This is a genomic window from Halorubrum sp. AJ67 (assembly GCF_000513435.1).
In genome coordinates this window covers 142,753-143,668 of the sequence record NZ_CBVY010000009.1, presented here as the reverse complement: position 1 = coordinate 143,668, position 916 = coordinate 142,753, and the positions used below count along the sequence as shown (strand labels likewise).

The window sequence follows — 916 nt, the reverse complement described above, 5'->3', positions numbered from 1 at the left end:
CTGTCGGCGGCCGGGCTGATCGCGGGGGTCGCGGACGGGGTTACCCCCGACGGCGTCCCGCGCGAGGGAGACCCGACCGCGAGCGACCCGATCCGAACCGCCCGAACGTTCCTCTCGTACCTCCACATGTGCGCGAGCGAGGAGCCGCCGGACGAGGACTCCTACGCCGACATGGAGCGGTTCTTCGACGCCGAACTCCGCGCCATCGCGGCCCACGTGCTTCTCCCGGTGGGCGCGCGAGCGACGGAACGCGTCCTCGAGACCTACACCGCGCGGGCTTGGAAGACCGAGATCGACATGGAAGCGCTCCACGGCGAGGAGCTGCTCGGCGCGGGCTGGCTCGTCGTGCCGATCAAAGACCCCGCCGACTGGGCGGACGGCGACGCCGACCGCCTCGTCGCCGCGTTGGGAGAGCTTCGGTCGACTGATTTCCGCCGCGAGAGCGACCTCGGCCGGTTCATCGCCGGCGACGAACCGTATCTGGTCCGCTGACGCGACCCCTCCGCTGACGTGGTCGCTCCGCTTCGAACACCGGGAATCCGCCTGTTTTCCCCGGATAGACGTGAACTTTCTTCGGCAAAGCGCGCGCTTGATACGGAGATACAGCAGTAATTAGTCGAATCTACGCACGATCGTTTCTCTCCAAACCGAAAGAGTGTCATATTTGTCGCTACTGCTCGGATTTTATATCCGTCCTGTCGATCCTTACGCAGACGCCCGGACGATCGGGCGTCGGCCGCAGGACTGGTACTCCACGCGGCGACTTGGTCAGTTCCGGCCCTCATCGGCCGGTTTTTCCTCGGCGCACAGCGCCTCGACGTACTTCCCGACGTGGTCGTCCATCCGCCGCTTGTAGCCCGCCCGCCGCGCGAGTCGGTCGAGTTCGCGGGAGACGTACGTGCCGTACTGGACCGCC

At 66.5% G+C, this 916-nt stretch carries 1 protein-coding gene and 1 pseudogene; one reads left to right on the top strand and one right to left on the bottom strand.

All coding sequences use genetic code 11. From position 1 onward, the window contains the following. Positions 1-492 (top strand): uracil-DNA glycosylase (locus tag BN903_RS09470; RefSeq protein WP_079890633.1); only part of this gene is annotated, 492 nt, incomplete at its 5' end. A 276-nt stretch (positions 493-768) separates the two neighbouring features. Here the strand turns inward: BN903_RS09470 and BN903_RS16770 are convergent. After that, positions 769-916: pseudogene (locus tag BN903_RS16770) on the bottom strand (asparagine synthetase B); the annotation flags it as partial.